We start from the raw sequence: 23,063 nt of genomic DNA, 5'->3' as shown, positions 1-23,063 counted from the left end.
AATCTATATGAAGAAAAAAGACAGGCGGATAGGAACATGCGAATTATGCGGAAGGCAGGATGTCTTGACGACCGTACATCATTTAACGCCAAAGGAAATGGGCGGAGCGTTTGAACCAACGGCAAACTTATGTATTCCGTGTCATAAACAAATTCATGCATTATATACAAATGATGAATTAGCCATTCGTCTTAATACGATTTCTTTATTACAAGCTGATTCTAAAATTAGCTCTTTTATTAAATGGATTCGTAAACAGCCTTCTTCTAAATTACCTAAAACCAAGAAATCAAACAGCCGAAAATCCAAGTGAATAAAAAACCCCTTATCCGCTTTAGTAGCAAAGATAAGGGGTTTTTTTAAGCATTTGCCGCTATATTTTGATCGAATAAATCTGGATCTAACGTATTTGTTCCTGAAATGCCGTTATTGGTATTAACAAAGTTACCTGTATTTAAGGAACCAGAGCCTGAGGCTGTTTTAGCAGCGCTTTTTGGAGAGACGTAGAACGTATCTCCAAACGTTACGACACCGCCTCCGACGCTCGTGATACTAACGGGTCCGATTATTGCTGGCATGAGGTTCACACCCTTTTTTTCGTGATATCAGTTTAGTATATGAGCAGCTTGTTAAAAGGTTCGCTCACTGCCGCTAGCTTGTGAAGAAGCACTACTGGATGTTCCTGTTTCAGCTTCCTTTGAAGGTTCATCGTTGATCAGTTCGCGAATATGCTTAATGCGGGCTTCTGCATAAACATTGCACGTTGATCCAATATGAATAACTGATGAGAATGAGCACCCTTTTATATCAATTCTGTTAACACGGATCAAAGGTATTTCATTCCATGTTTGAACGGGAATAGGTTCGTAATCGCCATGAGGAATAGGCTCATTAAAGATAGCGTAATCATCAAAGTTTCCTTCTCGACCGTAGAAAAACGGATACTGTCTCCGATCAGCTAAAGCTTTATTAAGTAGATGAATTTCTGTTGAATCTCCAATTTGGCAAAAGGAGCTCGCCGACAAGGAATTAATTTCTATATAATTAACAGAAGATGTGCGTGAAAGCATAGGTAAGCTCCTTTATGATAACGATAGTGGAACATAAGGGCCGATAATCAAAGATTCAGCCGGCGTATCAAATGTTGAGGATAGAGAGATGTAATTGGCATCACCAATTAAAAAAAGAGAAGAAGAAGATACGCCTGTAATACTAACGTCTCCAACAAGCAATTCGCGGTTTACAACGTTAAAGTTCATGAAGGGGGTCCACCTTTCTTTAAAGATTCAGGTAAATACGTTAAAAATGCGTCAATTCCTTTTTTCATATCTTCATAAAGTTTACCGATAATTTGAGGTTTAATTTGTTCGAAATTTCGTTCCATTTCTTCCGGCTGAACTTGCTGTATATAAAAAGTGATCCGCTGCTGCAGCTGCTTTTTAATATCTTCTAAAATAAACTCGTAGTACGATTCATCAATCATCATCGAGCGCTCATCAAGCACATGTTGAACCATAGAAAATCCATATTGATTAAGTTCAGCTAAAATCGTTTCGTGGATATCAGAGACCCACTGTTTTTCTAGCTGGCGGTCCAATGGTTTTAAGCTAGGATTTTGCGGTCCAGGACCTCCGGGTTGTCCCGGCTGCTCACCTTGAGGCGGCTGCCCTTGTGGCTGAGCTCCTTGCGAAAACGTTACTTCTGGTTTCTCATTGATAATGATATCTTCTAAATTATCAGGCGTAAGAGGGTTTAATCCAATATTTAATGTTCCATCTAATGAATCAATTTTTAACTGTTCAAATTTATATTCAATTTTATCAATTTTAATAGGTGGCTGTTCACCTAACTCTTTTATTTTTTTCTGAAGTTCTTGTACGTTTTTTTCAAGCTGAGCAATGCGTCCTTCTTGCTGCTGAATATACGAAGACATTTGCTGAACATACTGATGTACCTGCTGAATATAGTCCATGTTATCCACCTTCAATCACCTCGATTCCCTTATCTTCTGATAAAGAAAATAGTTATATATATACATATGGCGATGAAGGTTGTAACATGTCAGTCGTTGTCTCGAACTGGGGGAGTTAACGACTGTGAGAAAGGAGCTGGGGCAGTGCCCGCGCCGGTTCCGGGAGTAAAGGTAGAAGGAGAAACAGACCCAAGAATGCCTTTTTTTGTTTCAGTAGGTGCAGCCCCTGTAAACCCTCCTGTATTAAAGAGATTTGAGTTTGGTTTAATGACACCGACGCTTCCAATTTGAAGTACCGAAGAGTTACTTACAGCACTGATTTTCATACTTTGAATACAGATACTTTGATTCACATAAAAGTTCATAAGCATCCTCCTGTATGAGCTTCATTTCTATTATAGATTTCCAGCGACATTTTGATCATTTACGTCATTGTCTGACGTATTGGTTGAGCTCTGCTGATTCACAACATATAATCCGTCACCTGTATTAAACGAACCTGCGCCAGCAAATGTTTTAGCAGTGGAAATAGGGGCTATTGTATAAACATCTCCAATATGAAAGACGCTGGCTGAACCAACACTGTTAAGATTAACAACACCAACAATGGCAGGCATAGGCAAACACCCTTTTAATTTAGTCTAGTAACAGCATATGAAGCCTAGACAAAAAGGTGATTAATGCTTTTTCTTTATCTATATGCCGAGAGTAAGCAAAACATTAAAGAGAGGAATGGAAATAGTAAACATTGAAGAAAAACTTTTGCGTTCGATATAATGTGAAAGCAATAATGAAATAATGTAAGGTGTGAAAGAATGAAACGTTTCAAAATGAACGCAGCTGATAAAGAACAGCGTATTGAGGCAGCGGATGTATTAAAAGGAATCGCGCTTATTGGTATTTTGCTCATGAACATGCCGGATTTTTATTCACCTGCTTCCTATTACGACCATAATTTGTTGGACGGTTCAAGAATGAATTATGTTGCTAATGGATTAGTTGATGTAGTTGTAGGGCAGACAGGCTACGCGCTGCTCGCTATTTTGTTTGGATTTGATTTTATGAAAATGTTCCAGCGTACATACGAAAGGCAAGTAAGCTTTACTCCTTTTTATGTACGAAGAATCACGGCTTTGCTTCTCATTGGGGCTATTCATGCTTTATTTATTTGGCACGGTGATATGATTGTGATGTACAGCTTCTTTGCTTTGATCATGCTGTTTTTTCAAGAAGCAAAGAAAGAAGTGTTATTAGCGTGGGGAACCGGAATATTTAGCATTTATGCTGTGATTATGATTGTTATTTTAACAGCAGCGGCTTTGGTTAATGAAGGAGATACAGCAGCGGGAATTCACCAGCCTATTATTGACCAAGCGCTTCAAGCATATGGACACGGAAGTTTTGCGTCAATCTTTCATCAGCGCTTGCTTGATTGGTACTACGCGTATAATTTAAATACGGTTCCTTTTCTGTTTTTATCGCTATTTCCACTGTTTTTATTAGGCGGTTTTATGGCAAAAAGCGAGTGGTTCAAAGAAATAGAAGAATATATAGTGGAGACAAAGTGGCTTTGTCTTATTTCATTCATCGTGTATGCAGCATCATCTGTATTGCCGTATGTTTTAGATCACAATGTAGCGACATCTTATATTCACGATACAATCGGAGGAACGGCAGGAGCAATTTTTATTGTAACGTTGGTCACATTAGCTATGCGAAGCGTATCTATTCAAAAAGTCATGCAGCCATTTGCCTTTTTGGGGAGAATGATTTTAACTAATTATATTGTCCAGTCCATTGTATGTACATTTCTTTTTTACTCATATGGGTTAGGATACTATGGACATATTTCGATTGTAGAAGGCTTGGCTATTGCGGGGATTATCATTTTTGTTCAACTGCTGGGAAGCTGGATATGGATGAGCCTATTTTCAGATGGACCCCTTGAAAAACTCATTCGGTATGCTACTTATGGAAGCAGCCGCTAAAAATCCTTTTCCTTCCTTATATCATTGGTGAAGGAAAGGTTTTCATGATATGATATTTTCAGAAAGGACGTGAGATAAATGGCTCCACTACATATTCATGTAACGCTTTGGACATTATTAATTATCTCGTTTGTGGTTTCGTTGATTTTACATCGAGCAGGTAAAGCTAAAGGTCAAAAAATCCTACATATGGTGGCGAGACTCCTATACTTATTAGTATTAGTATCAGGTCTGCATATGTTAGCAGCTTGGTACCATTTTCAAGGCGCAGCGCTCATTAAAGGGATTGCAGGCGTGTTAGTGCTTGTGGGAATGGAAATGGTACTTGTTCGTACTGAAAAAAGAAAGCGTACAGGCGTTGCTTGGGCAGTTCTTGTAATTGCGCTTATCTTAGTATTCTATTACGGATATGTCGTACTAGGATAAGAAAAAAGCTATCTTGGATAAGATAGCTTTTTTCTTTTGCTTTAATCTAAAAAAAGATTCATTGAACGTTCTCCATCATTAACGGTATATTCAAATCGATCTAGGTGATGCGTGCCTCGTTCGAATAAATGCTGAACGGCACAAATTTTTTCCTCATTGTCATAAATGATAAAATTAGCACCTTTTGTATCACCGTCTGTCGGTAAAAAACATAATGTGTTGTGACAGTAAATACAATCATAAAGAGAGAATTTTAATGAATTTAAGTGCTGAGTGAATGATAAAAAGGTCTCTTTCGGTAGTGATTGAAGAAGCTGTTCGTATGCATAAGGTAGCTTTTTAGTCAGTCTTAGCTTATCCCCATTTCGCAATAAATACGTTCCATCGTGAAGCTTTATTTGACGGTCATCAACCATAATGGCTTTTTCCCAGCGTGTATCAATAAGAAGTTCTAATGTATCATCCATTACTTCATGGAGCATGGAAGCTTCGTCACTTTCATCTTCAAAGAAAATCCACTGTGAATCAACACATTCAACCGTACCAATCACGAAGGAACGCGGCTGATTGTTCAGAGCTTGTTGTTTAGAATAATGATTCATAATCAAACCTCCGTGTGAAATTTATCCATATTTTTTTATTGCCTAAAAAAGCTCTCTTTATAACTCGAAAGTGAAAATAAAATATAAGGACAATTCAACTGTAACTATTGCGTGCATACAATGGCATTATTTCATTCATAAACAAGAGCGTGAAAGAAAGGATGATAAACGATGTGTGGTATAACGGGTTGGGTCGACTTAAAGCGATCGCTTTTAAATGAAACAGCAACAATAACAAAAATGGCTGACACTTTATCGAAAAGAGGTCCTGATGACACCAACGTATGGACACAGCAGCATGTTGCTTTTGGGCACAAACGCTTAGTTGTAGTAGATCCTCAAGGCGGAAGACAGCCGATGACAAGAGAAAAAAATGAACAGCTCTATACGCTTTGCTATAATGGAGAGCTTTACAACACGGAAGATATTCGGAAAGAATTACTAAAAAGAGGTTATCAATTTCAGGGACATTCAGATACGGAAGTACTTCTAACATCTTATATAGAATGGAAAGAATCATGCGTAGATCATTTTAACGGTATCTTTGCTTTTTCAATCTGGGACGAAGCCAATGAAAAGTTATTTATAGCACGCGACAGAATGGGAGTGAAGCCCTTATTCTATCGATCTTATGAAGGTGGAATTCAATTTGCATCGGAATTAAAAGCGATATTAGCTCATCCTGAGGTGAAAGCCGAAGTAGGATTAGATGGATTAGCAGAAGTGTTTGGCTTAGGACCTTCTCGTTCTCCCGGCCACGGCGTATTTAAAGAAATAAATGAATTGCGCCCGGCTCACGCCCTCACGCTTACGCGTAACGGGTTGAAGATTTGGCGATACTGGAACGTAAAAAGTGAGCAGCATACAGATGATTTAGGTGAAACTACAGAAAAAGTTAAATTTTTAGTGCAAGACGCGATTGTAAGACAGCTAGTGTCCGATGTCCCGGTTTGTACATTTTTATCAGGTGGAGTAGATTCAAGCGCCATTACAGCAATTGCTGCAAATGCGTTCAAAGAAAGCGGCAAGGGCTCTCTTCATACGTATTCTATCGATTATGAAGACAATGATAAATTTTTTAAAGCAAATGAGTTTCAGCCCAATTCTGATGGAACTTATATCAAGCTCATGTCGGATACGTTTCAAACAAATCATCACCGCTGCATTATTTCAACGGAGGACCTTGTGCAGCATTTAACAGAGGCTGTAGAGGTGAGAGACCTTCCTGGAATGGCTGATGTAGATTCATCGCTGCTTTGGTTTTGCCGTGAAATCAAACAAGATTTTGTTGTGAGCTTATCGGGAGAATGTGCGGATGAAATTTTTGGAGGATATCCGTGGTTTCACCGAAAACATGATTTGTCTTCGGATACCTTCCCATGGATGCGTTCATTAGATGCTCGAATTGATTTGCTGCAAAGTTCATGGAGAAAGAAATTACAGTTAGAAGATTATGTGCGTGCAAGATATGAAGAAACATTAAAGGAAGTGCCTGAATTAGAAGGTGAATCGTTAGAAGATGCGCAGCGAAGAAAGCTGTTTTATTTAAATCAGATTTGGTTTATGACAACTTTATTAGATCGTAAAGATCGTATGAGCATGGGCGCGAGCTTAGAAGTACGCGTACCTTTTGCAGATCATCGCCTTGTGGAATATGCATGGAATATTCCGTGGGAGATGAAAATGACGGGCAATAAAGAGAAGGGGATTTTACGAAAAGCGCTTGAAGGAATTTTGCCTCATGATGTTCTTTATCGCAAGAAAAGCCCTTATCCTAAAACGCATAACCCAGCTTATACAAAAGCTGTAACTGTATGGCTTCAATCTCTTTTACAAGATAAACAGTCACCTCTTCATGAATTTTTTGATAAGCAGCAGTTAAAGCATATTATTGATACAGGCGGAGAAGGATTTAAAGCACCTTGGTTTGGTCAATTAATGACAGGACCTCAGCTGCTAGCTCATCTAGCTCAAATTCACGTCTGGTTTACTCACAATAATATTCAAATTGTTGAATGACAGGACCCTCTCAGTACAGAGGGTTTTTTTTATGAAATAAGTCATCTGTTTCTCTTTTTTATACGTTTAACTAGAGAAGAAGACCGCAGTCTATTTTTGTATAACTTTACATAGATATAAAATAAAAGCTTGAAAGCACCGAATAAAGGGAAAGTGTACTGAAACCCTGGGAAAATGGTACAAACGTCATGTTTTAATGGTTTAGTTATTGGTAATTTTATGATTCGAATAAAGACAAGCAGTTTATCGTTGTGTTTAATAATAAAGATTTGTATAATGTTTGTATAACTATTGTATAGGGTTAGGAGTGTATGTATGCAAAAAAACGTAATCGTGATTGGAGCAGGTCCAGGAGGACTAGCGGCAGCGATGCTGTTAGCAAGTCATGGCTATAAAGTAGATGTATATGAAAAGCAAGGATACGTGGGCGGGCGAAATTCAGCGATTAAAATGTCAGGTTATACGTTTGATATGGGTCCTACATTTTTGAGCATGCCACAGATTTTTGAAGAATTATTTCAAGCTGCTAATCGCAATGCGCATGATTATATGGACTTAAAACGTCTAAATCTCATGTATGAGCTTATTTTCGATGATGCGCAGATTCAGATGACGGATAACCATAAAAAGATGAAAGAAGAAATCGAACGTTTATACCCAGGAAACGGAGAAGGCTATGAGCGCTTTATGAAAGACACCGAAGCAAAGATGGCGGCTTTGCTGCCTTTATTGCAGGGCGAGATGGATCGTTTTCATCACTATTTAAAGCCTGAAGCAATTCGAGCACTGCCGCATTTATCCTTAGGTAAAACGCTCTATGATGTACTTGGCAAGTATTTCACTGATGAGAAATTGAAATTAGCTTTTACTTTTCAATCTAAGTACTTGGGAATGTCCCCTTGGGAATGTCCAGGAGCCTTTTCTATTTTATCGTTTATGGAACACGCTTACGGTATCTTCCATCCAATAGGAGGAGTAAACCAACTATCTCAAGCAATGGCAAAAGTAGTGGAAGAACATCAAGGGCACATCCACTTAAACCAAGGTGTCCAAAAACTATGGATTGAAAATAAGAGAGTAAAAGGAATTATTCTAGAAAATGGAGAGCGAATAGGGGCAGACGACGTCATTATCAATGGAGATTTTGCTCATGCCATGACGAATTTAATAGATGAAGGTACCCTTAAAAAATATGCAGTTAAAAAACTTGAAAAGAAAAAATACTCTTGTTCTACTTTCATGATTTATCTAGGCATAGACAAACTGTACAAAGATCTGCCTCATCACACGATTGTGTTCGCTGAAGATTATAAAAAAAATGTAGAAGAGATCACAAAAACGCTAGCCCTTTCAGAGGACCCTTCTATCTACATCCAAAACCCAGGTGTAACAGACCCAACTTTAGCACCAGAAGGAAAGTCTGCTCTTTATATTTTAGCGCCGGTTCCAAATAATTTCAGCGGTGTAAACTGGGATGAAAAACAAAAAGATTTTCGGGATGCAGTATTAAAAATTGTAGAAAAGAAAACGGGTTTCAAAGATTTAGAGAGTCATATTGAAGTTGAAAAAATCATTTCACCAAAGCAGTGGGAAGAAGACGTGCTGGTCTATAAAGGAGCGACATTTAACCTTGGACATCAGCTCACTCAAATGATGGTGCTGCGTCCGCATAATAAATTTGAAGAATTAGAAAACTGCTGGCTAGTTGGAGGAGGAACTCATCCAGGAAGCGGTCTACCAACTATTCTCGAATCATCTCGCATTACGACAAAGCTCATCTTAAAAAGAGACGGACAATTACTGAATGAGCCGTTTAAAACCATGAAGGAAATGGAGAGTGCATTATGAGAACAGCAATTATTGGAGGCGGCATAGGCGGTTTAATTACCGCTTTGTTATTAAGCAAACGAGGATTTTCTGTTGATATTTTCGAAAAAGAAAACAAGCTTGGCGGCCGGTTGGCGTTTGTAGAAAAAGACGGTTATAAAATTGATGAAGGTCCCACGATTGTCTTACTGCCTTTAATGCTTGAACGTATTTTAGATGAAGCAGGCATTTCTGCTTCTCAATATGAACTAATACGCTGTGATCCACTTTATGATATTCATTTTCCAGACGGTACGACCTATACAAAAAAAGCGACTGAAAAAGATCAGTTAGAGGAGATTAGCCGTTTGTTTCCAGGCGAAGAGCAAAACTACCGGCGTTTTATGACTGAATTAAAAAAGCGATTTGAATTAGGAAGTAAGGCATTTTTGGAAAAAACATTTGTAAATAAACGAGATTTTTGGACATGGCAAAACATCAAGGCATTAAAAAAAATGAATGCAAATAAATCAATGAGAAAATTTGTTTCAACGTATTTCCATGATGAACGTCTAGTAGATGCCTATTCCCTGCAATCTCTCTATATTGGAGGAAATCCTTATTCGGCGCCAGCTATTTATTCCCTTGTTCCTTACAGTGAGCATGCTCATGGCATCTATTACGTAAAAGGCGGATACGCAAGTCTTGTGCCACTTCTTGAAAAGGCGCTGATAGAGCAAGGTGTAAACATTCATTTGAATAAGGCGGTTCAAGAGCTTTCTATATCAGGAGACAAGACGGAAGGGGTTATTGTTGACGAAAAACTTTATCCGTTTGATCAAGTTGTTTTAAATGGCGACTTTCCTAATATGGCGAAAATTGCTCGAAAAAAAGAAAAGAAGTATGTGCCTTCGTCCAGCTGTCTGCTGCTTTATCTTGGTTTGAAGAGAAAATATGATCATCACAATGTGCATCAATACTTTATGGGCAATGATTTAGCTAAACATATGGAAGCAGTGTTTAAGCATAAAACGATTCCTGAAGATCCCGCTATTTATACATTTAATCCCTCTGTTATTGATCCATCGTTAGCCCCTGAAGGGAAAAGTGTGCTATATGCACTTGTACCGGTTCCATCAGGTGGCCACATTGATTGGAGCAATCAGCAAGATTTTGTTGATGGAATCATTCGAACTTTAGAAGAAAAAGGGTTTGAAGAGCTTCGTAAAGAAATAGAGTGGGTAAAAGTACGCACGCCAAATGATGCTCAAGCATTTGGACTTTACGAAGGAGGAAGCTTTGGTATTGCTCCTGAGCTGTTTCAATCGGGCGTATTCAGACCCCAGTACCAGCCGTACGAATATAAAAATGTTTTTGCGGTCGGAGCATCTATTCATCCAGGCGGAGGCGTGCCAATTGTTATGCAAGGAGCAAAAATGTTAGCTGATCATCTTATTGAACAATCATCTGTTCAAACGGTTGCAAAGCTTTCTTAAGATCTTGTAAGCCATAAGGAAATGATGGTTTATCCTTTAATAGAGAAAGGGGTCCTATATGATGAACATTTCGTTAGACAAAGCGTACAATCAGCGTGAAGAAATTATTAAAGAAAACTCAAAAACGTTTTACAAAGCTTTTTCCATGCTGCCGTCAAAACAAAGAAAGGCAGTATGGGCAGTATATGCATTTTGCCGTCAAGTCGATGATATTGTAGATGAAGGATGCAACCCTGAAATAGAGCTGCAGCAATTCGAATCAGAATTTGCCCGATTTAAAAATGGAGAACTATTAAACGAAAGCGCCATGTGGGTAGCTCTGCGCAATGTATTTGAACAATATGAGATGAATGTTCAAGCGTTTGATGATATGATTACCGGCCAGAGAATGGATTTAGTAAAAAAAGAATACGATACGCTTGATGAAGTGAAAACATACTCTTATCACGTAGCGAGTACGGTAGGGTTAATGCTTTTACCGATTTTAGCTCCAACTACTCATAAAGAATTAGAAGAAGAAGTAGTTGCATTAGGCATTGCGATGCAGCTGACCAACATTTTAAGAGACGTTGGGGAAGACTTAGAGCGAGGGCGCATTTATTTACCGAAAGACCTTATGAATTCTTACGGATATACGCGCATGCTATTAGAGAACCGGTGGGTCACTTCTGAATTCATAGAGATGTGGGAGCACCTGGCCAAAGAAGCGGAAATGTATTATATAAAAGGACTTCAGTCGATTCATAAATATCCGGTGGCTTCTCGTTTGCCTCTTACAGGAGCGGCGCATTTATACCGAGCGATTCTTGATAAAATTCGAAAAGAAAATTATGACGTATTTACAGAAAAGCACTTTGTCACAAGTCAAGTGAAAAAGAAAATTATGACATCTATTTCTACGGGGTAACGCAAAGGAATTACTTTTTCTTTGCGTTACTTTTTTTTGAAAAGATATGAAAGCGTTAACTATTATGTAAATAAGAAAAAAGTCTCAGCCAAGAAGAAATTGCTGGTTTAGATTTTGCTGAACACGGTTCATCCGCATACGAATTTCGTGAAAGTTTCGTAGCGAAATGAGATGGTAACCTTCATCCTGAATTTGGTGTTGGATTGATTGATCGATTAAATAAAGTTGGTAAAGTATCGGATAAACCTCATATATCGAACGTAAATGAGACGGTATAGCAGTATATAGATGGAAAAAAGTGATTAAAAGTAAAAACTTTTAATCACTTTTTTTGTTTTTATCAACTTATTTAACAATAATGTAAGCGTTAACGTTATAATGGAAACAAAAGTGAGTTTGAAACAGTTCGTCTATAGGAGGGGAATAGATGAAATGGAAAAGGACAAGTATGCTACTTATACTATTATTGCTTTTTGGAAGCAGTGCCTCAGCGCAAGATCATAAAGATATACGTGATGAGGTAATATACTCATTGATGATCAACCGTTTTTATAACGGAAGTGAACAGAATGATCGAAATGTTAACTATGAACGCTCAGATGCCTATTATGGAGGCGATTTACAGGGAATAGCACAAAAGTTAGACTATATTCAAGAGATGGGATTTACCGCTGTTTTATTAACTCCTTTTATGGAAAATGATGAGACAGGCTATCATGGATATGCGGTGACCAACCATTATAAAATAGACGATCATTTTGGAACGTTAAAAGACTTACAAAATCTTGTGAAGAAAGCACATGAGCGCAATATAAAAATTATGGTCGAATTTCCTTTGACAATCAGTAACAATCATACCTGGGTAGCAGATAAAGGAAAACAAACATGGATAAGTAATGAATCCGGTACAGATAACGAAGTAATTAAAGTATTGCCTCACCTTAATTTAAAAGAAAGTGCTGTGCAGAAATACCTTATTAAAAATGCTGCTTGGTGGAGCAAACAAGCAGATATTGACGGATATTACGTTAAAGATATCGATCAAGCTCCTTCTGCATTTATTTCATCCTTTTCTAAGACGCTAAAAAGCATGGATCCTTCTTTTCTATTAATAGGAGAAATAAACGGGCAACCATTAAAAAAAAATGAGCAGGCTGATTCGTTAGGAGTAGATTTGCTTGTAGATAGAACGCTAGCCGAAGCCACTGCTGCTACGTTTAGCGGTACTAATCGTCCGCAGAAAATGTTGTATGACAAGTGGGGGAAAAGAAGTAATCAGCCTTTAGCCAATTTTTTAGATGATGTTCATAGCACACGTTTTACAGCACAAGCATTAAAGAGTGAAAATCATCCTGGAGCCCGAACAAAGCAAGGGCTTTCCTACCTTTATACTTCGCCGAGTGTACCAATCGTTTTTTATGGAACGGAAATTGCGCTGAATGGGGGAAAGGGAGCAGAAAATTATGGCATGATGAATTTTTTAGCTAATCCCGATATTATAGATCATTTAAAAAAACTGGCTGAACTTAGAGCAAAGTCGCCTTCTCTTCGAAAAGGAAGCTTTACCCTTGTGTCTGAGCAAAAAGGTGTGGCTGTATACAAGAGAAGGTATAAGGACGAAACGACGTTTGTTGTGATTAATAATACAAAGGAAACGTCGGTCATTAATGTCCCGCTTGAAAAAGTTGGAAAAGAAAATGAACTAAGAGGGTTAATAACGGAAGGAATTATACGACCTGTTGACGATGTGTACAACATTTCATCGGAGCCTGAGACCACAAATGTATATAAAGTAGTGAAAAAGTCAGGGTTTAATATTGGATATATCGCAGCGGTTGCTGCTGTTTATACGGGATTTGGCATCTTTTTGTACAAAGCATCTTCAAAAAGAAGAAAAGAAAAGAAAATTTCTCAATCTCGTAAAAAGGACAGCGCGTCGTAGTTGTCAAATTATATTGGATAAGTATTAATGAAGAAAACATAATTAAGAGGTGGAATTATGGGTGTAACAATAAAAGATGTGGCAAATTTAGCAAATGTAGCCCCTTCGACGGTATCTCGCGTCATTGCAGACAGCTCAAGAATTAGTGAAAAAACAAAACAGCGCGTGCGATCGGCTATGAAAGAACTTGGTTATCACCCAAATATTATTGCGCGAAGTCTAGCAAATCAAACGACAGAGGCAGTCGGCCTAGTGATGCCGAGCTCAGCAGACAAGGTGTTTCAAAATCCATTCTTTCCCGAAGTGCTAAGAGGAATCAGCACCGGAGCTCACGAAAACAAAAGAGCGATTTATATGTCCACTGGAGAAACGGAAGAAGAGATTTTTGCAGAAGTTGTTCAAATGGTACAGGGGAGACGAGTGGATGGATTAATTTTGCTGTACTCCAAAGTTGATGATCAAGTACTTTCTTATTTGCAAGAACAGAGCGTGCCGTTTGTAGTTATTGGAAAGCCGTTTAAACATAGTGAAAGCATCACGTTTGTTGATAATGATAATTTTAAAGCTGGAAAAGAAGCGACGGAATATTTAATTGAATCTGGGCATGAGCGTATTGCTTTTATTGGCGGAAGTCTTGAATTAGTCGTTACCATTGACCGTTTAACAGGCTATGATAAAGCGATTCAAAAAGCAAACATTCCTTACCGGGACGAGTATGTGATTCATGAAGAATTTCTACAGAAGGGAGGAAAAGAAGCTGTTTGCGAACTTTTATCTCTAAAAGAACGTCCAACGGCTTTGGTAGTAGCAGACGATCTAATGGCATTAGGCGTTTTAAATACATTGGATGAAATGGGGATTTCAGTTCCTGAAGACATTTCGATTGTCAGTTTTAATAATGTTCTGATCGCCGAAATGGCTAGACCTGCTCTCACATCTATTGATATTAATATTTTTGAACTTGGTTATCAGGCTGTACGCTGCTTGATTAAGCAGATTGAAACGCCATATGCTGTTGCAGAACAAGTGCGCGTTCCTCACAAAATGATTAAAAGACAGTCCTGTAAAACTATTCAAATGACGAAGAGATAACTTTATATACAAATAGAAAAGAGGCTGGAACAAAAGTATTGTAGTTGAAGGAAGATCCGAACGAGTTTGATTCTTGATGGAGAATCAAACTTGTTCGGATTTTTTCGTTGGGAGGGTAAACGTAGGTAGCTGCTTCTTAGATGTTGATTGGGTTGATTTAGGTATGTCTCAATATATTCTTTATGCCAAATATATTGGCATTTAAAGTGCAAAACAAATATACACATGCCAATTATTTTTTCCTTTATCAAAAAGAAAGAATGATATAAGTGGTGAAAACCTTGATGACAAATAGACTGTAAAGTTTTATTAAAAGTTGGCACGCTATTTGCATAACTATAAAGTAAACAAAGATTTGCATACTAGGAGGTATATATCATGGTAGTTTCTTATTCTCATGAACCATTTACAAATTTTAAGGAAGAAAACAATAAAAAGGCATTTCAAGAAGCATTAACATATGTAAATACACAGCTTGGCAAAACGTACCCACTTGTGATCGACGGTGAAAAAGTGGAAACTGAAGAGAAAATTACGTCTGTTAACCCAGCGAATATAAAAGAAGTGATTGGATATGTCTCTACAGTAAATAAAGATCTAGCAGAGCAAGCGATGCAGTCAGCTTTAAAAGCTTTTGAAACGTGGAAAAAATGGAAAGTAGAACATCGAGCAGATATTCTTTTCCGTGCAGCGGCCATCATCCGTCGCAGAAAGCATGAATTTTCTAGCTATCTTGTAAAAGAAGCAGGAAAGCCTTGGAACGAAGCAGATGCTGATACAGCAGAAGCAATTGATTTTTTAGAGTACTATGCACGTCAAGTCCTGACGTTAAAAGATGGTTCTCCAGTACAGAGTCGAGACGGTGAGTATAATCAGTACAATTATATTCCGCTTGGCGTAGGTATTATCATTTCACCATTTAACTTCCCGTTAGCTATCATGGCTGGAACAGCAGTAGCAGCTATCGTAACAGGCAACACGATTTTATTAAAGCCAGCTGATGCCACTCCTGTAGTAGCAGCGAAATTTGTAGAAGTAATGGAAGAAGCAGGTTTACCGAAAGGCGTATTAAACTTTATTCCTGGTGCTACACCTGAAATCGGTGACTACTTAGTTGAACATCCAAAAACACGCTTTGTTTCATTTACCGGCTCGCGCGCAGTAGGTTGCCGCATTTACGAAAGAGCAGCAAAAGTACAGCCGGGCCAAAAATGGCTAAAACGCGTTATTGCTGAAATGGGGGGAAAAGATACGGTGGTTGTAGACAAAGATGCGGATCTTGATTTAGCTGCTTCTTCAATCGTATACTCTGCATTTGGTTTTGCAGGGCAAAAGTGCTCCGCTGGTTCTCGTGCTGTTGTGCATCAAGATGTGTATGATGAAGTGCTTGAAAAAGCAGTTGCGCTAACAAAAACATTAACTGTTGGAACCCCGGAAGAAGTTTCAACTTATATGGGACCTGTTATTCATGAGGCGTCGTATAACAAAGTATTATCGTATATTGAAATTGGAAAAGAAGAAGGACGGCTTGTTGCGGGAGGAGAAGCAGACAATTCAACTGGATACTTTATTCAGCCAACTATTTTTGCGGATGTAGATGAAAAAGCTCGTCTCATGCAAGAAGAAATTTTTGGTCCGGTAGTAGCATTCTCTAAAGCGCGAGATTTTGATCATATGATGGAGATTGCAAACAATACAGAATATGCATTAACAGGCGCTTTATTATCAAACAACCGCGAGCATATTGAGCGCGCTCGTGAAGAGTTCCATGTTGGAAATCTGTATTTTAACAGAGGATGTACAGGAGCGATTGTTGGTTACCAGCCTTTTGGCGGATTTAATATGTCAGGAACGGATTCAAAAGCAGGCGGACCGGATTATCTTGTTCTTCACATGCAAGCAAAAACAACATCTGAAACATTCTAATTGGAAAATAAGGAGGAGTAAATATGACAACTGAAACACAAAAAACGGTGAAAATCATTGAGCAAACAGAAAAATTTGGGGCACACAACTATCATCCGCTGCCGATTGTAATTGAAAAGGCAGAAGGCGTATGGGTACATGATCCAGAAAATAATAAATATATGGATATGCTAAGTGCTTATTCCGCTGTTAACCAAGGACATCGTCATCCAAAAATTATTGAAGCATTAAAACGTCAAGCTGATAAAGTAACGTTAACGTCACGAGCGTTTCATAATGATCAGCTTGGTCCATGGTATGAAAAGATTTGTAAATTAACAAATAAAAATATGGCTCTTCCAATGAATACGGGAGCAGAAGCGGTGGAAACAGCCATTAAAGCTGCACGCCGCTGGGCTTACGATGTGAAAGGCGTTGCTGAAAATCAAGCACAAATCATCGCATGTGTGGGCAACTTCCACGGTCGTACAATGACAGCTGTTTCCTTATCGTCTGAAGCAGAATATCAACGTGGTTTTGGACCGATGCTTCCAGGGCTTCAAACCATTCCTTATGGTGATTTAGAAGCGTTAAAAGCTGCTATTACACCAAATACAGCCGCATTTTTAATTGAGCCAATTCAAGGTGAAGCAGGTATCGTTTTACCTCCAGAAGGCTTCTTAAAAGCTGCAGCTGATTTATGTAAAGAACATAATGTGCTATTTATTGCTGATGAAATCCAAGTTGGCTTAGCGCGTACAGGCAAAATGTTTGCTTGTGATTGGGAAGGCGTAGAACCAGATATGCTGATTTTAGGTAAAGCGCTTGGAGGAGGAGTTTTCCCTATTTCTTGCGTAGTGGCTAACGAAGACATTTTAAGTGTCTTTAACCCTGGCTCTCATGGTTCAACATTTGGAGGAAACCCGCTTGCTTGTGCCGTATCATTAGCTGCTTTGGAAGTAATTGAAGATGAAGAACTTCCAGCGCGTTCATTAGAATTAGGTTCTTATTTCAAGCAGAAGCTCCAAAGCTTAAGCAATCCAGTTATTAAAGAAGTGCGCGGCCGAGGTCTATTCATCGGGGTAGAATTACACGAAGAAGCTCGTCCTTATTGTGAAAAATTAAAAGATCAAGGTTTGCTTTGTAAAGAAACGCACAGTACGGTTATTCGTTTTGCTCCGCCGCTAACGATTTCAAAAGAAGAGTTAGACTGGGCAATTGAACGAATTGAAAAAGTATTTGCTGAGTAATCGGTTTAAAATAAATAAAAATAGTCCGATATATACATATCGGACTATTTTTATTCATATGCAGCTAAATGACGTTTTTATTTGATAGGCAGGAGGAATAGAAGTGTATATCCAACTCTCACAGCTAAGCATGGAAGAGCAAGTGGAATGTTTAACAAAAACGTTAGTGAAAATCAAAAGTATCAATGGGACAAGCGGCGAAGTAAAGATTGCTGATTTCATTAAAAACACGCTTCAAAGTTTTCCTTATTTCAAAGAAAATCCCCTTCACGTTTGGGAACAGAAAATTAATGGCGATACGCTAGGTAGAAAAAATGTATTTGCTTTTATTCAAGGTAGCAAAAAAAATGCTCAAACAATGATTTATCACGCTCACTTAGATACGGTTGGCATTGAAGATTTTGGTCCATTAAAAGACATAGCATTAGACCCAGAAGAACTTCAGCGCTATTTCTCTATGCATAACATTAATGAAGATGTACAGCGAGATGCTCGCTCAGGTGAATGGATGTTTGGAAGAGGAGCCGTTGATATGCAAAGTGGAATTGCTGTACATTTAGCCAATGTGCTGCATTTTACTAAGCATCCAAATAAATTAGAAGGAAACGTCCTTTTTATGGTCAACCCAGATGAGGAAAGTCAGCATGCTGGAATTATTTCTGCTGTTTCTGAACTGAACCGTTTGAAAAAAGAAAAAAATCTTTCATATGTAGCAGCGATTAATACCGACTTTATTACACCTCTTTACGATGGAGATTCCACGCGCTATATTTATACAGGAGCCGCTGGGAAACTGCTTCCATGTTTTTATATTTACGGAAGGGAGGTACACGTAGGAGATACGCTTGCTGGTATAGATCCTAATTTGATTGCATCTGAGATTACGGGAAGCATCCATAACAATATTAATCTAGCTGAAAATATTGAAGGAGAGCTGGTACTGCCACCTTCCTGTCTATATCAACGAGATAATAAAGAGGCTTATAATGTGCAAACTGCTGTAAGCAGTCATTTGTATTTTAACTATTTCATCTATGAACGAACGGCAAAAGAAGTGATGAGTCAATTAATTGGATTATCAATCGAAGCATGTGAAAAAGTGGAGAAAAAACTTTCTGATTATTACGAACTTTTTGTTCGGAGAACGAATTTACCAAAGCGAAACTTGTCTTGGAAAGTGGATGTTGTGAGTTTGGAAGATTACCTAGAAGAATTGGATCAAAAAGGGATAAATGCTCAGGCTTGTATTGAACGAGCTTTCGAACAGTATGCGCATTTAGAACTTAGAACAAGGTGCTTTAAAGTAATTGAAGAACTTCAAAAGTTAGATCCGCATCAAAGTCCGCGCGTAATTATCTTTTTTGCACCGCCTTACTTGCCTCATAATCACTTGAAGAAAGACGAAAGCAGAGATCAGCAGCTTCTTTATCCCTTGCAAGCAGCTGTGGAGAAGGTTGGAAAACAGACGGGAGAGACGTTTCAGTTTAAAAAATTTTTTCCCTACCTAGCAGATGGCAGCTTTTTATCTCTTCATGAGACAGATGAGGAAATCGATGCTTTTACACGTAACTTTCCGGGGTGGGGGATTGCAGGGGCGATTCCTTTCCGTGAAATTCGAGAGTTAAATATTCCGTCCATCAATATAGGAGTATATGGGAAAGACGGACATAAGTGGACAGAGCGAGTGTATAAGCCTTATTCGTTCGGAGTTCTTCCTAAGTTGATTCAAGAAACAACTGTTCAGATGCTAAAAAGTAGGCATGCTTGTACAAACCACATATAAGAAAATGAAGAACGGAGGTACCGATGAATAGACATACAGAACAAAACCAATTACAGAGAACAATGAAAAGCAGACATTTATTTATGATTGCGTTAGGAGGCGTGATTGGAACAGGCCTATTTTTAGGTTCGGGTTTTACTATTAGCCAGGCAGGGCCGGGAGGAGCCATTCTTGCATATATAATAGGCGGCTTCCTCATGTACTTAGTTATGCTTTGTTTAGGAGAGCTAGCGGTAGCAATGCCGGTTTCAGGTTCCTTTCAAGAATACGCTACAAGGTTTTTAGGGCCTTCTACAGGCTTTATGATTGGATGGCTGTACTGGTTCAGCTGGGCAAATACGACAGGGCTTGAATTTACGTCAGCAGGAATTTTAATGCAGAGATGGTTTCCTGATGTACCTGTATGGTCTTGGTGCTTGATTTTTGGCGTCATTACATTTTTAATTAACGCTCTTTCTGCTCGAAGCTATGCTGAAACTGAGTTTTGGTTTTCGAGTATTAAAGTTACGGCTATTATTCTATTTATTTTAATTGGAGGAGCTGCTGTCTTTGGTTTTATCGACTTCAAGGGAGGAGAACCCGCACCGTTTCTTTCGCATTTCACGCAAGGTGCAGGTCTTTTTCCAAATGGAATACTGGCAGTTCTATTGACTTTAGTAACGGTTAACTTTTCGTTTCAAGGAACGGAGCTTGTCGGCATTGCAGCAGGAGAAAGTGAAAGTCCTGAGAAAACGTTGCCGAGATCTATTCGAAACGTCATTTGGAGAACGCTGTTTTTCTTTGTGTTAGCTATGTTTGTTTTAGTCTCTATTCTGCCATACAAAACAGCAGGCGTCATTGAAAGTCCTTTTGTTGCCGTATTAGATCAAATTGGCATTCCATACGCAGCGGATATCATGAACTTTGTCATTTTAACAGCCGTTCTATCAGTGGCGAACTCCGGCGTTTATGCTGCTTCTCGTATGCTTTGGTCACTGTCAAACAGCAATATGGGGCCAAAATCTTTGAAGAAATTATCTTCAAAAGGTGTTCCAATTAACGCATTAATTGTGACAATGATTATTTCAGGGTGCTCGTTGATTACAAGCATCGTGGCTGCTGAAACCGTATATCTTTGGTTTATTTCGATTTCAGGAATGGTGACCATTATTGTTTGGATGTCCATTTGTGCCTCTCAATTTATGTTCCGCCGTCGTTTTTTAGCGGAAGGAGGAGACATAAAGGAACTGAAATTTAAAACGCCGCTTTATCCGTTCGTTCCTATTCTAGGTTTTTGTTTGTATGGACTTGTATTAATCAGCTTAATTTTTATTCCGGATCAACGAATTGGTCTTTACTGTGGTGTCCCTTTAATCATTGTACTCTACGTGTATTATCACGTAGGAATCAAGAAAAATATTGATCAAAAACAATCGGATTCACCGGTTTATAAAGCAAAATAAAAAAGAAGTGCACTGTGCACTTCTTTTTTATTTAGAGCGGATGTTTAATCGTTTCATACGATACTGCAAGCTTTGTCTGGTCAGCCCTAGTATCTTAGCACTTTTTGAGATGTTGTGTCTGTGTTGTTCAAGCGTTTGTTTAATACATTCTGCTTCGAACGCTAACAGCTGTTCCTTTAAAGGAAGAGAAGGGTGAAAAGCGCTTGGATAAGAAGTTGCGTCACTGCTTGCTTTATTTTCAAAATGTTCATGCTGCTTTAGCTGGAACTTCGTTCTGTATTGGAAAGGAAGGTGAGAATAGTGAATAACATCTTCGTCCATTACCAAGTTCATTGCACCTTCAATAATGTGTTCTAATTCCCGTACGTTCCCTGGCCAGTCATAAGAGAGAAAAGAAGACATGACTTGGTGATCTACGGTTTTTACATTCATCTGAAACAAATCATTGTATTTTTTGATGAAAAACTTTGTCAATTCAATAATATCTTCTTTTCGTTCACGAAGAGGAGGAATAAAAAGCGTCACGACGCCAAGTCGATAATATAAGTCTTTGCGTAATCGGTTTTCTGCAATTGCATCGATTGGATCTTCATTCATGTTCGCAATCACTCGAACGTTAACCGGTTTGTCCACTGTATCCCCAATTCTTCGTACGGTTTTTTCCTGCAGCACTCGAAGAAGCTTAGCCTGAAGGTTTGGGTTTAACGAGTTGATTTCATCTAGCAGTAATGTGCCTCCTTGCGCTTGTTCGAAAAGACCAGGATTATCCATTGCACCTGTAAAAGCTCCGCGTTTCGTACCGAACAAAAGGCTTTCAATTAAATTATCCGGTAGCGCAGCACAGTTTTGTGAAATAAAAGGAGCAGAAGAGCGGCTGCTGCCATTATGTATGCTCTGAGCAAACAGTTCTTTCCCTGTGCCTGTTTCTCCAATAATTAAGACATAAGAAGGAGTTCTAGTTGCACGCTTGGCATCTTCAATCACATCGTGAACCGCTTGACTGCTTCCGATGATGCTATCAAACGTAAAGCGTGTGTTTCCTTTTTGCCTAATGTTTTGCCGGATTAGACGCTCTAGTTTCGTCACGTCCTGAGCAATTTCAACCGCTCCTTGAATGACCCCGTCTTTTAAAATAGGGAAGGTATTATTAATCGTCGTGATTTCTTGTCCTTGATTGTTGAAATAAGTTTGCTTGACGTTAACCGTTTCTTTTCCTTTTTGCAGCGCCTGTACAAGCGTGCTTTGCTGATTTTCTTTGAACATAAACACATCTAACAAGTTTTTATGTAAAACGTCTTGTTCATCCATCAGCTCCATCTTTGTCATCTTTTCATTATAAATAATAGTTTTTCCTGTTTCATCGACCGCATGGATACCGGCATCGACTTTATTTAAAATGGTTTCGTATATATGTTTAAGAGTGCTTAATGTATCGGTCATTCAAATACTCTCCTTTAGCGGTGTTCATATCTCTATTTAAACAAAAATAGCTGAATTCTGATAGTGTTTCCACATAAAAATAAATGAATGACCGAAGAGAAATGTTATCCGTTTACAATGGATCCCCCATTAATGTGCAGAACTTGCCCGGACATATAAGAAGAATCAGAGCTTGCCAAGTATACATAGGCCGGTCCGAGCTCAGAAGGCTGTCCTGCCCGTTTCATAGGTGTATTAGACCCAAATGTCGCAACTTGCTGTTCGTCGAACGTAGACGGAATAAGAGGTGTCCAAATGGGTCCCGGAGCTACGCCGTTTACGCGAATGCCTTTTGTTGCGAGCGAAGCTGATAAAGAACGTGTAAAAGCAACGATAGCACCTTTGGTTGAAGAGTAATCAATCAGCTGATCATGCCCATGGTAAGCTGTCACAGACGTTGTATTAATAATAGCACTTCCTTGTTTTAAATGAGGCAATGCAGCTTTGGTCAGATGAAAAATTGAAAAAATATTCGTTTGAAACGTACGAGTAAGCTGTTCAGTCGTAATATCCGTAATACTTTTTTGAGGATGCTGTTCAGCTGCATTATTGACTAAGATGTCTATTTTTCCGAAAGTCTGAATCGCCTTTGAGACGACTTCTTGACAAAAATGCTCATCTCCTATATCGCCAGCAAGCAATAAACAAGAAGCTTCCATTCGTTCAACTTGTTTTTTGGTTTCATTTGCATCATCATGTTCATTAAGATAGGTTATGACAACATTTGCGCCTTCTTTAGCGTAATGATAAGCGACGGAACGTCCAATGCCGCTGTCTCCTCCGGTGATAATGGCTACTTTGTTCTGTAATTTTCCGCTTGCCTTATAGTCTGGAGCGATAGAGGTAGGGATTGGATGCATATCTTTCTCAATACCTGGCTGAGTTTGCTGATGCTGAGGAGGGAAGTTTTGTTTTTGATTTTGATTCATTGGTATACACTCCTTAATTAATATG

22 protein-coding genes are annotated in these 23,063 nt (G+C 38.7%); 13 read left to right on the top strand and 9 right to left on the bottom strand.

Annotated elements, in window-relative coordinates; genetic code table 11:
- Positions 1-7: 7 nt before the first annotated feature.
- Positions 8-313 (top strand): HNH nuclease-like protein HlpB, encoded by a 306-nt coding sequence (gene hlpB / locus LAV82_RS11730; protein ID WP_013081707.1) that lies wholly within the window; start codon positions 8-10, stop codon positions 311-313.
- Between the two features lie 46 nt (positions 314-359).
- Here the strand turns inward: hlpB and LAV82_RS11725 are convergent, their stop codons facing one another.
- The 6 genes from LAV82_RS11725 to LAV82_RS11700 form a co-directional block, all read right to left on the bottom strand.
- On the bottom strand, positions 360-578 hold the full coding sequence (locus LAV82_RS11725) for a spore germination protein (protein ID WP_013055353.1): 219 nt from the start codon (positions 576-578) through the stop codon (positions 360-362).
- Positions 579-629: 51 nt separating this feature from the next.
- Positions 630-1,070 carry a spore germination protein GerPE gene (locus tag LAV82_RS11720; RefSeq protein ID WP_258357009.1) on the bottom strand — a complete coding sequence of 147 codons (441 nt, stop codon included), beginning with the start codon at positions 1,068-1,070 and terminating at the stop codon, positions 630-632.
- A gap of 12 nt (positions 1,071-1,082) precedes the next feature.
- A complete protein-coding gene (locus LAV82_RS11715) occupies positions 1,083-1,259 on the bottom strand; it encodes a spore germination protein GerPD (RefSeq protein ID WP_013055355.1) in 177 nt (58 codons plus the stop codon).
- Complete coding sequence (gerPC, locus tag LAV82_RS11710) at positions 1,256-1,972, bottom strand: spore germination protein GerPC (protein WP_013081710.1); 717 nt, start codon at positions 1,970-1,972, stop codon at positions 1,256-1,258. Before gerPC ends, LAV82_RS11715 begins: the two co-directional genes overlap by 4 nt.
- A gap of 89 nt (positions 1,973-2,061) precedes the next feature.
- Positions 2,062-2,337, bottom strand: coding sequence for a spore germination protein GerPB (locus tag LAV82_RS11705; RefSeq protein WP_016763006.1), 276 nt, complete (start codon positions 2,335-2,337; stop codon positions 2,062-2,064).
- 30 nt (positions 2,338-2,367) lie between these two features.
- Entirely contained in the window at positions 2,368-2,589 is a 222-nt protein-coding gene (locus LAV82_RS11700; protein ID WP_013055358.1) for a spore germination protein, read from the bottom strand.
- Positions 2,590-2,787: 198 nt separating this feature from the next.
- Between LAV82_RS11700 and LAV82_RS11695 the strand changes: the two genes are divergently transcribed.
- Together LAV82_RS11695 and LAV82_RS11690 are read left to right on the top strand one after the other, a co-directional pair.
- A complete protein-coding gene (locus LAV82_RS11695) occupies positions 2,788-3,960 on the top strand; it encodes a DUF418 domain-containing protein (protein WP_499716119.1) in 1,173 nt (390 codons plus the stop codon).
- A 78-nt stretch (positions 3,961-4,038) separates the two neighbouring features.
- The gene (locus LAV82_RS11690) at positions 4,039-4,386 is read left to right on the top strand and encodes a DUF1516 family protein (protein WP_013055360.1); all 348 of its coding nucleotides are present in this window, start codon (positions 4,039-4,041) and stop codon (positions 4,384-4,386) included.
- 41 nt (positions 4,387-4,427) lie between these two features.
- Here LAV82_RS11690 and LAV82_RS11685 read toward each other — a convergent pair whose 3' ends face one another.
- On the bottom strand, positions 4,428-4,988 hold the full coding sequence (locus LAV82_RS11685) for a DUF2777 domain-containing protein (protein WP_013055361.1): 561 nt from the start codon (positions 4,986-4,988) through the stop codon (positions 4,428-4,430).
- Between the two features lie 171 nt (positions 4,989-5,159).
- Here LAV82_RS11685 and asnB point away from each other — a divergent pair, with 171 nt between their 5' ends.
- The 10 genes from asnB (at position 5,160) to LAV82_RS11635 (ending at position 20,630) form a co-directional block, all read left to right on the top strand.
- Positions 5,160-7,007 (top strand): asparagine synthase (glutamine-hydrolyzing), encoded by a 1,848-nt coding sequence (gene asnB / locus LAV82_RS11680; RefSeq protein WP_025749930.1) that lies wholly within the window; start codon positions 5,160-5,162, stop codon positions 7,005-7,007.
- A gap of 315 nt (positions 7,008-7,322) precedes the next feature.
- Complete coding sequence (locus LAV82_RS11675) at positions 7,323-8,855, top strand: phytoene desaturase family protein (RefSeq protein ID WP_499716118.1); 1,533 nt, start codon at positions 7,323-7,325, stop codon at positions 8,853-8,855.
- Positions 8,852-10,309 (top strand): phytoene desaturase family protein, encoded by a 1,458-nt coding sequence (locus tag LAV82_RS11670; protein ID WP_499716117.1) that lies wholly within the window; start codon positions 8,852-8,854, stop codon positions 10,307-10,309. Before LAV82_RS11675 ends, LAV82_RS11670 begins: the two co-directional genes overlap by 4 nt.
- 58 nt (positions 10,310-10,367) lie before the next feature.
- Positions 10,368-11,216, top strand: a complete 849-nt coding sequence (locus tag LAV82_RS11665; RefSeq protein WP_499716116.1) for a phytoene/squalene synthase family protein — start codon at positions 10,368-10,370, stop codon at positions 11,214-11,216.
- Between the two features lie 427 nt (positions 11,217-11,643).
- Positions 11,644-13,158, top strand: coding sequence for an alpha-amylase family glycosyl hydrolase (locus tag LAV82_RS11660; protein ID WP_499716115.1), 1,515 nt, complete (start codon positions 11,644-11,646; stop codon positions 13,156-13,158).
- 57 nt (positions 13,159-13,215) lie between these two features.
- On the top strand, positions 13,216-14,250 hold the full coding sequence (locus LAV82_RS11655) for a LacI family DNA-binding transcriptional regulator (RefSeq protein WP_013055369.1): 1,035 nt from the start codon (positions 13,216-13,218) through the stop codon (positions 14,248-14,250).
- A gap of 378 nt (positions 14,251-14,628) precedes the next feature.
- Positions 14,629-16,176 (top strand): L-glutamate gamma-semialdehyde dehydrogenase, encoded by a 1,548-nt coding sequence (gene pruA, locus LAV82_RS11650; RefSeq protein WP_013055370.1) that lies wholly within the window; start codon positions 14,629-14,631, stop codon positions 16,174-16,176.
- A 23-nt stretch (positions 16,177-16,199) separates the two neighbouring features.
- The gene (locus LAV82_RS11645) at positions 16,200-17,405 is read left to right on the top strand and encodes an ornithine--oxo-acid transaminase (protein WP_013055371.1); all 1,206 of its coding nucleotides are present in this window, start codon (positions 16,200-16,202) and stop codon (positions 17,403-17,405) included.
- A gap of 103 nt (positions 17,406-17,508) precedes the next feature.
- Positions 17,509-19,188, top strand: a complete 1,680-nt coding sequence (locus LAV82_RS11640) for a M20/M25/M40 family metallo-hydrolase (protein ID WP_499716114.1) — start codon at positions 17,509-17,511, stop codon at positions 19,186-19,188.
- A 23-nt stretch (positions 19,189-19,211) separates the two neighbouring features.
- Positions 19,212-20,630: an amino acid permease gene (locus LAV82_RS11635; protein WP_013055373.1), complete on the top strand. Its 1,419-nt coding sequence runs from the start codon at positions 19,212-19,214 to the stop codon at positions 20,628-20,630.
- Between the two features lie 27 nt (positions 20,631-20,657).
- Here the strand turns inward: LAV82_RS11635 and LAV82_RS11630 are convergent, their stop codons facing one another.
- Both LAV82_RS11630 and LAV82_RS11625 read right to left on the bottom strand, forming a co-directional pair.
- The gene (locus LAV82_RS11630; protein WP_013055374.1) at positions 20,658-22,070 is read right to left on the bottom strand and encodes a sigma-54 interaction domain-containing protein; all 1,413 of its coding nucleotides are present in this window, start codon (positions 22,068-22,070) and stop codon (positions 20,658-20,660) included.
- A 104-nt stretch (positions 22,071-22,174) separates the two neighbouring features.
- Positions 22,175-23,038: an SDR family oxidoreductase gene (locus LAV82_RS11625; RefSeq protein WP_013055375.1), complete on the bottom strand. Its 864-nt coding sequence runs from the start codon at positions 23,036-23,038 to the stop codon at positions 22,175-22,177.
- Between the last annotated feature and the right edge of the window lie 25 nt (positions 23,039-23,063).

The organism is Bacillus sp. ILBB4, assembly GCF_035064545.1.
Lineage (GTDB): Bacteria > Bacillota > Bacilli > Bacillales > Bacillaceae_H > Priestia.
Note: the sequence above shows the minus strand (reverse complement) of the source record. Positions and strands in the feature narration are given on the sequence as shown.

What these genes read in the sequence shown, in the direction of transcription:
- hlpB (WP_013081707.1), top strand. Translation starts at nt 8, where the DNA reads ATGAAGAAAAAAGACAGGCGGATAGGAACATGCGAATTATGCGGAAGG.
- LAV82_RS11725 (WP_013055353.1), bottom strand. Translation starts at nt 578, where the DNA reads ATGCCAGCAATAATCGGACCCGTTAGTATCACGAGCGTCGGAGGCGGT.
- LAV82_RS11720 (WP_258357009.1), bottom strand. Translation starts at nt 1,070, where the DNA reads ATGCTTTCACGCACATCTTCTGTTAATTATATAGAAATTAATTCCTTG.
- LAV82_RS11715 (WP_013055355.1), bottom strand. Translation starts at nt 1,259, where the DNA reads ATGAACTTTAACGTTGTAAACCGCGAATTGCTTGTTGGAGACGTTAGT.
- gerPC (WP_013081710.1), bottom strand. Translation starts at nt 1,972, where the DNA reads ATGGACTATATTCAGCAGGTACATCAGTATGTTCAGCAAATGTCTTCG.
- LAV82_RS11705 (WP_016763006.1), bottom strand. Translation starts at nt 2,337, where the DNA reads ATGAACTTTTATGTGAATCAAAGTATCTGTATTCAAAGTATGAAAATC.
- LAV82_RS11700 (WP_013055358.1), bottom strand. Translation starts at nt 2,589, where the DNA reads ATGCCTGCCATTGTTGGTGTTGTTAATCTTAACAGTGTTGGTTCAGCC.
- LAV82_RS11695 (WP_499716119.1), top strand. Translation starts at nt 2,788, where the DNA reads ATGAAACGTTTCAAAATGAACGCAGCTGATAAAGAACAGCGTATTGAG.
- LAV82_RS11690 (WP_013055360.1), top strand. Translation starts at nt 4,039, where the DNA reads ATGGCTCCACTACATATTCATGTAACGCTTTGGACATTATTAATTATC.
- LAV82_RS11685 (WP_013055361.1), bottom strand. Translation starts at nt 4,988, where the DNA reads ATGAATCATTATTCTAAACAACAAGCTCTGAACAATCAGCCGCGTTCC.
- asnB (WP_025749930.1), top strand. Translation starts at nt 5,160, where the DNA reads ATGTGTGGTATAACGGGTTGGGTCGACTTAAAGCGATCGCTTTTAAAT.
- LAV82_RS11675 (WP_499716118.1), top strand. Translation starts at nt 7,323, where the DNA reads ATGCAAAAAAACGTAATCGTGATTGGAGCAGGTCCAGGAGGACTAGCG.
- LAV82_RS11670 (WP_499716117.1), top strand. Translation starts at nt 8,852, where the DNA reads ATGAGAACAGCAATTATTGGAGGCGGCATAGGCGGTTTAATTACCGCT.
- LAV82_RS11665 (WP_499716116.1), top strand. Translation starts at nt 10,368, where the DNA reads ATGATGAACATTTCGTTAGACAAAGCGTACAATCAGCGTGAAGAAATT.
- LAV82_RS11660 (WP_499716115.1), top strand. Translation starts at nt 11,644, where the DNA reads ATGAAATGGAAAAGGACAAGTATGCTACTTATACTATTATTGCTTTTT.
- LAV82_RS11655 (WP_013055369.1), top strand. Translation starts at nt 13,216, where the DNA reads ATGGGTGTAACAATAAAAGATGTGGCAAATTTAGCAAATGTAGCCCCT.
- pruA (WP_013055370.1), top strand. Translation starts at nt 14,629, where the DNA reads ATGGTAGTTTCTTATTCTCATGAACCATTTACAAATTTTAAGGAAGAA.
- LAV82_RS11645 (WP_013055371.1), top strand. Translation starts at nt 16,200, where the DNA reads ATGACAACTGAAACACAAAAAACGGTGAAAATCATTGAGCAAACAGAA.
- LAV82_RS11635 (WP_013055373.1), top strand. Translation starts at nt 19,212, where the DNA reads ATGAATAGACATACAGAACAAAACCAATTACAGAGAACAATGAAAAGC.
- LAV82_RS11630 (WP_013055374.1), bottom strand. Translation starts at nt 22,070, where the DNA reads ATGACCGATACATTAAGCACTCTTAAACATATATACGAAACCATTTTA.
- LAV82_RS11625 (WP_013055375.1), bottom strand. Translation starts at nt 23,038, where the DNA reads ATGAATCAAAATCAAAAACAAAACTTCCCTCCTCAGCATCAGCAAACT.